General features: G+C 49.2%; 7 protein-coding genes and 1 pseudogene. 5 read left to right on the top strand and 3 right to left on the bottom strand.

The window, feature by feature from the left end; all coding sequences use genetic code 11:
- Positions 1–440 precede the first annotated feature (440 nt).
- Positions 441–1,400, bottom strand: coding sequence for a hypothetical protein (locus tag SxD43FB_RS22390; protein WP_096064012.1), 960 nt, complete (start codon positions 1,398–1,400; stop codon positions 441–443).
- A 281-nt stretch (positions 1,401–1,681) separates the two neighbouring features.
- On the bottom strand, positions 1,682–2,017 hold the full coding sequence (locus tag SxD43FB_RS22385) for a hypothetical protein (RefSeq protein WP_141249608.1): 336 nt from the start codon (positions 2,015–2,017) through the stop codon (positions 1,682–1,684).
- Positions 2,018–2,082: 65 nt separating this feature from the next.
- Here SxD43FB_RS22385 and SxD43FB_RS22380 point away from each other — a divergent pair, with 65 nt between their 5' ends.
- On the top strand, positions 2,083–2,340 hold the full coding sequence (locus SxD43FB_RS22380) for a helix-turn-helix transcriptional regulator (protein ID WP_096064010.1): 258 nt from the start codon (positions 2,083–2,085) through the stop codon (positions 2,338–2,340).
- A 13-nt stretch (positions 2,341–2,353) separates the two neighbouring features.
- On the opposite strand, the pseudogene SxD43FB_RS22375 reads toward SxD43FB_RS22380, so the two are convergent.
- Positions 2,354–2,563, bottom strand: a pseudogene (locus SxD43FB_RS22375) (transposase); the annotation flags it as partial.
- Between the two features lie 171 nt (positions 2,564–2,734).
- On the opposite strand from SxD43FB_RS22375, the gene SxD43FB_RS22370 reads away from it, so the two are divergent.
- The 4 genes from SxD43FB_RS22370 (at position 2,735) to SxD43FB_RS25630 (ending at position 7,996) form a co-directional block, all read left to right on the top strand.
- A complete protein-coding gene (locus tag SxD43FB_RS22370; RefSeq protein WP_141249607.1) occupies positions 2,735–5,062 on the top strand; it encodes a glycoside hydrolase family 99-like domain-containing protein in 2,328 nt (775 codons plus the stop codon).
- A complete protein-coding gene (locus SxD43FB_RS22365; protein ID WP_096064008.1) occupies positions 5,059–6,006 on the top strand; it encodes a glycosyltransferase family 2 protein in 948 nt (315 codons plus the stop codon). The genes SxD43FB_RS22370 and SxD43FB_RS22365 overlap by 4 nt, the downstream gene beginning before the upstream one ends.
- Positions 6,007–6,130: 124 nt before the next feature.
- Complete coding sequence (locus tag SxD43FB_RS24990) at positions 6,131–7,150, top strand: hypothetical protein (RefSeq protein ID WP_141249606.1); 1,020 nt, start codon at positions 6,131–6,133, stop codon at positions 7,148–7,150.
- A 441-nt stretch (positions 7,151–7,591) separates the two neighbouring features.
- Positions 7,592–7,996 carry a hypothetical protein gene (locus SxD43FB_RS25630; protein WP_217988826.1) on the top strand — a complete coding sequence of 135 codons (405 nt, stop codon included), beginning with the start codon at positions 7,592–7,594 and terminating at the stop codon, positions 7,994–7,996.
- Positions 7,997–8,740: the final 744 nt, after the last annotated feature.

The raw sequence follows: 8,740 nt of genomic DNA, 5'->3' as shown, positions 1-8,740 counted from the left end.
CGAACAAGATTGCTCGTGTCGCCTGGAAGATGATGGTGACCGGCGAAAACTACCGGAAAAATGCAGTGCCGCCAAACTTGGCCCGCGCTGCATGAAGGAATCAGGCGGTCACGATGAGCTGGAAAGCAGAGCTATCGTGCCGATCTGATGCGTGAACTTGCAAGAGAGTAGATGGTATGATCGATCGATCCGAGACGCGTGAAACTCCGAAAACACCAGAGGCCATCGTAGGTCGCAGCACTGTTGGGAACTCGCGTCGCGGAAACCATCTTGGCCAGCGTTCATTTACGAGCGCACATACAGGCCGGACATATGAACGCTAGCGATCCGATCAAAATCTTCTTTCTCCCATTGCAAGGGGAGGCCGTCCACATATGGTGTTTCATCATCTGCGGGAATCAATCCACTGGTTAACCGCACGGGCGGGCCTATGGACGAGTTCAAGCATTCCAATCTGCGTAAAACCGGGACATTCGCCGAAGCGCCTCGACAGCCGCGTCCGTTCGATTACCCGTCTGGCGATCTGGAATCCCATGACGACCAGCGAAATTGAACGCAGCCCTCGACACTTGGACATGGACCGTCAAATTGCTGCGGGAATAGACCCCTTCCGCAATCCACATTCCGTTCGTCCTATCGTAAGAGATCAGCACATCCTGATCACCGACGCGCAGTTCTCCGAACGCATGGTCACCACTCATCGCAGCCGTCAGATATCCCCTGACGCAGTTACGATATTTGAGCGCAATTGCGTGGAGTTGAGCGCCATCAGTGATCGGCGTATATCCGATGCAGCTGGGGATAGGGCCGGGCGGAAAAGGCATCCGAAACGACCACCGTTTGATCGTTTCATTGATCTTGTCCGAACGACGAAGTGCGTCCACGATGGCGCTGCGGCACAACTTTCGGCGTTGGAGAAGTTCGATTGCGAGAGTCAGGTCAGCAGCATGTGCAACGTCTTTGATTTTATCGATTATCCGAATGTCGCAAAGGTCGGAAGGCAGATTCTCAATGATCGTCAATCGCTCGGGGCTCATCCTGCTCGACTGCATGATGGCATTGATGATGTGCACCCGATCGCCGGTGAGCATCCCGAAGAGGCGGGCGTAGTATTCTGGGTCGAAAGGCTGCGGGCCACTTTTGCGCAGCGCCGATCGAAACCCAGCGGGAACAGCATCATAGGCGAGATGCAGGATAGCCCTATGTCCGCCTTCGGATAAAAATTCCGCCGCTTCGATGGCTGTGTCGTTATCAAGTTCTACGGCGGCAAGAAAAGCTGCAACCACCTGGCGGCGCTCCGCGCTCGCCCGCAGCATACAACCCGCAAACCCGGCCTTGAGGTTGTCAAGGCGCACGATCCGGTCGAGCATCCAACCCGATAACGGGGCGATGTTCTGCATGACATTATCTCCGTGCACTGCATTATATTGTCATGACAAATCTCCTACGGCGGTGAGCTGGGTTTGTATAAATAGTATATTGTGGAAGACAAATCACCGGAATTTTTCACCGCATGGTCCCGCAGTTACCGAATGCGGCTGGAGCCAATTATTCGCCAGCGTTTTGCCGACAGCGGGCAGTCTGAAGATGCAGCCGACCACTATATGGATGGGGTGTGCTGGACTCATCCGCGATTAGTCCTTTCCGCAACATTACGAAATGGCTCGGTGAACAAAAGCTCTCATGCACCCAGTTGACGCAACTGACTTTCCATCACGGCCGCTTCTGACCGCAGGGCGGCAGCGCCATAATGGTCGCCCGTATTCTCCAGGTTTGCGGCGGCCTCCAAGTTCCGCCTCATTTGCCGTTGAAGCTGACGAATTTGATCATCACCAGAAATGTGTTCGCTCTGTTCGGCGTCTCTCGTCCACCAAAACGTCAGCAGAATTCCTAACCCCGTGCAGCCGATTAGCACGTCGCGAGCTTCGCTGAGCGGGCTACCCTGAAAGAGGCTAACGATGGCGCAGATAAGACCAAGAGCGCCCCCGGCGACAGCTCCGAACGCGAATTTCTGCAAGAACATAAATCCCCCAAACTGTATCGAGTTTTTCGATATCTAATTTCTCGATTTAGCGCAAGGGGATGGCAGGTTCGATATATTCTGACGCACAAAAATCAGTGGCGCGCGCATTCGTGCACGCTCGGCATGAAGCTGGCTTAAAGCAAGCCGATCTCGCAGCCGCAATTGGCAAGCATCAAAGTTACATCTCGGATATCGAGCGGGGGCAGCGACGGATTGACGTGCTTGAGCTTTATGTAATCGCAATCGCTATGGGTATTGCACCGACCGATTTCTATCAGGCGCTTGTTCAAGATGTGCCAGTAGATTTTCGGCTGTAGGCGAAAAGTCGAACTAGGTCGTAGATTCATAAGCGCGAAGCCAGTGGTGCATTGAATCGAGCTGGACCATGGCGAGGAAGTTCTCGGCGAGCTTGTCGTAGCGGGTTGCGATTCGGCGAAAGTGCTTTAGTTTTCTAAAGAAGTGCTCGATCAGATTGCGATCGCGGTAAATCACCTTCCTGAAGCAGGGTTTCCATTTGCGGTTGGACTTCGCCGCGATGTTGGGACTGCACCAGGCAGAGCCTGGCACCGTCATGGTGAAGATAAGGTGCCCTTGGGATACCGCTGAGGTGCCACCCGAAGGTCAGAGACGATCCTCGCAGCACGGTAGGGGTTGCAAATCCCTTGATGGTCCGCTTACTGCAAGCGAACGAGTCAACTCGAGGGGGTTTAATTGGACGACAATCTACAACCGGAAGCCAGTAAAGCGCCTAGCACTTTCAATGAAATGGCATCAGCGCCCGCAGCAAATATTGGCGTGAGCAAAAAGCCAAAGCCACCCCACCAAGAGCCAGAAACGCAGGTTTCCATTCCGCCTATTACCAAGGCGTCAGTAGATTCCCCGATGCAGAACCTAAAAGATCTAAACGCTGCGCCGGAATGGCGAGGATGCATCGATATGTTTGCCGACTGGCAAATTCGCGGATGGGCGCTTTCGACAATAAACGTAATGAGGTCGGTAGACTTAGAAATCTACATATGTGGGATATTAGTAACGACTTCGAGCACTCGTTATAGCCGCGTTGATATTGATCAGATTGTCGGCTTGCCTATAAAATCTGGATTCCAGATCAGTCCCCAGGCTATTGGAACTGAGTGTGCAGCATTAATATTCGACGCTTTGAAAAAAATTGATAACAAAAAACAAACTATTGACAAAATACTGTCTATCAAAATAAAGGGCTCTGATTCATATCTGCCATTTTCATCACGACTACGAAATGAAAAGGTCGATATTTCTACGCTAATGCCCGCTCTTGATAAAATAATTGGCGTTCGAGTTCGCAATGAATACATCAGTATTCGAGATTCATTAATTGATGGTATTGAATCTCCTCTTAACAGTCGGGCCGATTTAGTAAAACCGATAGCGTTCTATCTTCCACAATTCCATCCATTTCCTGAAAATAATGAATGGTGGGGCGACGGTTTTACCGAATGGACTAACGTAACGGCTGCTAAGTCTTACTGGCCTGAACACTACCAACCTCACGTGCCAGCAGATTTCGGATACTACGATTTAAGGGTCGAAGACGTTCAAAGAAAACAAATAGATTTAGCAAAAAAGTTCGGAATTCAGGGATTTTGCTACTACTATTATTGGTTCTCCGGCAAAAATCTTATGACTATGCCCATCGATCGGCACGTCGAAAAAGACTTTGAATTCGATTTTTGCCTATGCTGGGCCAATGAAAATTGGTCGCGGCGATGGGACGGATCTGAAAATGACGTCCTGATGGCTCAACGTCACATCGAAGAGGATGACGTTAGTTTTATAAATTCATGCATTAAATATTTCAAATCTTCCCGCTATATAACGATAGATGGAGCACCTTTGTTGCTCGTCTATCGCGTGTCTTTACTTCAGAATCCTTCTGAAACGATAGCACGTTGGCGCGCAATTGTGAAAGAGGCGGGGTTCCCAGACCTGCATGTTAGTATGGTCGAAAGCTTCGGGCTCAATGATCCACATGCGTATGGCTGCGATAGCGGATGTCAATTTCCACCGCATGGAGTGGTTGCCCCTGAGATAAACAGCTCAACAAAACAGCTAGATCCATCTTTTCGTGGGCGGATTTATGATTACCAGGAAGTGGTTCGCACGGAGATTGCTCGACCCAAACCTAGTTATACCCAATTTCGTTGCGCGATGCCGTCTTGGGATAATACAAGTAGAAAGGGTCTTGATGGAAACGTCTTTGCCAAATCTTCCCCAGAGCTTTTTGAAACTTGGTTATCTTATTTGATTAATCAGGCTCGTGAAAATCTACCTGTCGAACAACGGTTTGTATTCATTAACGCTTGGAACGAGTGGGCAGAAGGTGCGCACCTCGAGCCGGACAGCAAAAATGGGCAGAAATTTCTTCAAGCTGTTCGTCGAGCTTTGAGCTTTGACCGTGGCGTCATGTCTGCTTTGGACCTCACCGCCGATACTGAGACAGTCGGTCGGCTTAAGGTCGGTGAACTCAAGGCATTTATAGAGAAAATCGTCAACGCAAATCACCAACTGCAAAAGCTGATGAAAAATTACGATGGGGCAATTCCCGACCGCGCGTCACCGTTTGTTGCTATAAATTCGCAATGGGTTTGCGTTGAACAAGGAAATGTAAATGACCGCGCTTGGTTGGATAGCATTAATGGACGGCCCGGCCATGAAAGCCGTCAGATTGTTATGTCTCGTGAACAAAGCTTATCTTTGCGGGGATGGATTCATGCTCCGGATGCCAGCCTGACGCAAGCGCTACCAATTTTTATCTGCCTTGAGGGAATAGAAGGCACAAGCGCAAAGTATATGGCAGGCGTCTATGATCGCGAGGCTCGACCTGACATTGTCGGCGCGTTAAATCTGGGCGAAAACTCTTTGTGGTGTGGTTTCGCGATGAAAGGGGACTTAGTTGGTGTAGCGCCCGGCCGGTATCGCATCACTGCATTGTTAGCTATTCCTGGTGAACTTAAGAGCGTCGTGCGTGTCGATGCGTTTATCGAATTGCTCGTAGCATGATTACCGCGCCCCCCAAATCAGCCTCATGGACCCTCGGAGATACACCACTTATAAGTGTGATCGTTCCTAGTTATAATCATCAAGATTTTATTTATAAATGTATCGATTCTATTAATTCGCAAAGCTATGAAAATATAGAATTGATATTTATCGACGACTGCTCTGTTGATGAGACTTACGAAAGAGCTTTCAATTTATTGAATACCCCATACGGTCGCCGGTTCAAGCGAATTGATATATCTAAAAACGCTGAAAACTTGGGTGCTCACGACACGATCAATCTTGGGATTTCTCGTGCAAATGGCACGCTAGTAACGGTGATAAATTCGGACGACGAATTTCATCCCGAGAGAATTTCGGCTATTGTTGCTGAAATGAAACGAAGGGGTGCCTCGTTAGGATTTAGCTTGGTGGAGGTCATAAATGATGCAGGGACAACACACAGTAGTGACGATCTTGCTCCGTTTCTCCATTTTACAGTTCGTCAAATGCTTGATCTCAATAGAGATGTCACGGCAGGTTTTGGGTTGCTTCGAAAAAATTTGGCCGTCTCAACCGGAAATATTGTTTTTACAAAAGCGCTTTACGATGCGATTGGCGGCTTTTTGCCGCTGAAATATTGCCATGATTGGGACTTCGTTTTACAAGCTTTGTTTTACGGTGAGCCTGCGGTGGTTCAGCGGCCGCTTTACAAATATCGCTTGCATCCTCAAAACTCGTTCAAAGGCCTGGCTCATTTGGCAGAGGTAGAAACCGAAGTTGTGCTTCGTCGCTTTTTCCGGCGAGTGGTCAACGCTGAGCCAATAAATCCGATTTGTCCAAGTCCCTCACATTGGCCCGGTTATTTTCAACAATTCATAGCCAGGCTAGGCTGCTCAAGACATCTAGATAGGGAATTTGGAGATGGGCTCAAAAGTTGGAGAACATATCAAGCTTCCGACTAACATACGACTTGCGTAAAGATATTTTTATCTAATTCTTATCTCATTCCATTAAATGACTATGCAATTTTTATTGCGGCTAAGTTTTTTTGGATTTGAGTTAGCGTAATACTTGAAAGGAGCCTCAATGTCCAAACGCATTTTTGTTCATATTGGCTATCATAAGACTGGTTCGACCAGTATTCAGGTCGCCCTCAGCGGAGCGCGAGATCGCTTAGAAGAAAATGGTTTTCTTTATCCTGAAGTTGGTTGTCCAGAATGGTCTAAATACGGGCATCATCTTCTGGCTTGGTCAGTTTTCTCCAAGGTAGAACATCTGCCCACTCTGCATGGCAATCAAGCCAGTTTTACGAAATCGTCGCGTCGTTCTTTATGGTCAGATTTGCGAGCTGAAATTGATAGAAGTAAAGCGCATAATGTCATTATTTCTTCTGAAGAATTTGATGTCTGTGATGTAGCTGCGATATCGAAAATTTCGAGCGAGTTGAAGAAATACGAAATAGTTCCTGTATTCTTTATTAGGAATTTTGCCGATTTGATCGAGTCGAATTATAATACGACGGTTGTTCACTCGTCCGGCGCTCGCCCATTTAAAGAATTTATTACTAATCAACGGACCCGTCTGGATTTGAATCGTATGATCCAAGACTGGGCGAGTATTTCGTATGATGGCACTGTCCATATCTGTAACTATGATGATCGCGCTGTTGCAAAAAATAGTGTTGATGCTTTCTTGAAGGTCATAGGAGCGCCAGATGGTGTTTTGTCGCGCAACACCGGCACGAGATATAATGAAAGTCTGCCAGTGTTTGTTACAGAACTTATTCAACATCTCAATGCCAAGGGGTGTGGGCATCCAGAAGTTCATCGGTTTATAGATCATCTCAGAGGTCTGAATTTCCGTGAAGGCGCTGGTAAGCGCTATACGCTGTATGAAAAGCATGACCTAGATCGTTTGAACGTTGAATATAAGAAGGAATTCGACGGTCTTATTGATAACGAATTTGTTAGTGGTCCGGTTGGTGAAGCCTGGAGGCCAACTGAAAGGCCGGAGCATGCATATGTTGGAAATCATGTTTATGCTCTGCTCGCTTTAGCGCGCGAGATCGCCCCTGCTAAAGATGTTGCACCACTGCCTAGATCATGATGTTTAATTAAGCTTACAAGTTTTTTGAGATTGATTTGGATAATGCTCCCGCTGCATTGACTCCTATCTTCGATGATCGGGTTTTTGGAGGTGAATTAGGTGGATACTCGCAAAAACCTGGGCGGATTTAGGGCGTTCTTGGTTCTTTGGGTAGATCGCCATTAAAGGCGACATGATATGGATTCAAAGTTTCTTTCCAGTCTGAACGATCATTTGAATTTGAGAGCCGCCACTGCGATCCGTGTAAGCTCTCTGAATCGGGCTGGGGACTTTGATTACTTTGGGCTTTGGTTGGTCGAAGGGGTGAATTAAGGCGATGACAGCGAGAGTGGCCGTCCACCGTTCGGCCCTGTCGCCATGTTTAAGTCTCTGATCGTGCAGGCCCAGCATAATTTGTCCGATGCCGTGATGGAGTATTTGATCCGGGACCGGCTGAGCTGAATGCGGGTTCTGGGCCTTGCGCTTGGTGATCGCACCCCCGACGAGAACACCATCCGGCACTTCCGCAACAGGATGACGGAGACCGGGACGCTCAAGCGGGTGATGAAGGCCTTTGACTGGCAATTGCACAAGAAGGGCTATATTCCCATGTCGGGCCAGATCATCGATGCCAGTCTGGTCCCAGCGCCCAAGCTGCGCAATACCGATGACGAGCGGCAGGCCATCAAGGATGGAAAGTCGGCGCTGGATATCTGGCCCGATGATCCGGCCAAGGCGGCACAGAAGGACACAGATGCGCGCTGGACGCGCAAGATTGGAGGCAATGTGCGCTACCGCGAGGATGGCAAGCCGTTGCCGATGATCGCCTTGCCGGTGTTCGGGTATATAAAAGCCATATCAGCATAGACTGCCGCTACGGGTTCATTCGCGCAGGTGAGGGCACCCCGGCGGCCCACGGCGATGGACGCATGTTGCGCCATGTGATCGCAGAGAATAGCAGCAGCGAGGTCTGGGCCGATACAGCATACTGCTCAAGGACGAACGAAACATGGCTGGTCGATCGCATGCTAACCAGTCGTATCCGCCGCCGCAAGCCCAAGGGGAAGCCGATGCCCAGGAAAACCGCCCGCGCCAATGCCGCAACGTCCACGTTCCGAGTCAGGATTGAGCATGTGTTCGCACATCTGAAAAACGGTTCGGGCTGTTCATCCGCACGATCGGCATCAAGCGGGCAGAGGCGTAACTCACGCTGGCTAATCTGGCCTATAACTTCGACAGCTTGGTCGTTCATGAACGACGCGCAGCGACAGTGTGAGTCCGCCCTGAAACCAGGAAAAGTCTATCTAATAACCGAAATAGGCCAAATAATCCACGCTGCGCCTCAGTCTGCGCCATCAGAACAACGCACACTTTACGTAACTGGCTTTCGCCAGTGTCCATATACGGTCCGACAAGAAAATGGTAATTATAAGGTGGATTACCCTTACTTCCTTCACGATAACAATTGCTAACCATAAAATTAACCCGGATTATTCGTGACGTTGTTCGCTTCGGCGGTCCGCGTTTTTCGGTGCCAGCCTGTATGTGATCAGGACGAGGGATTTCGCTGCGTCTATTTCACCGCGGATATTTGATAGGCTTGCGAGTTGG

Source organism: Sphingobium sp. D43FB, assembly GCF_002312805.1.
Lineage (GTDB): Bacteria > Pseudomonadota > Alphaproteobacteria > Sphingomonadales > Sphingomonadaceae > Sphingobium.
This window is presented reverse-complemented; position numbering and strand designations above follow the sequence as displayed.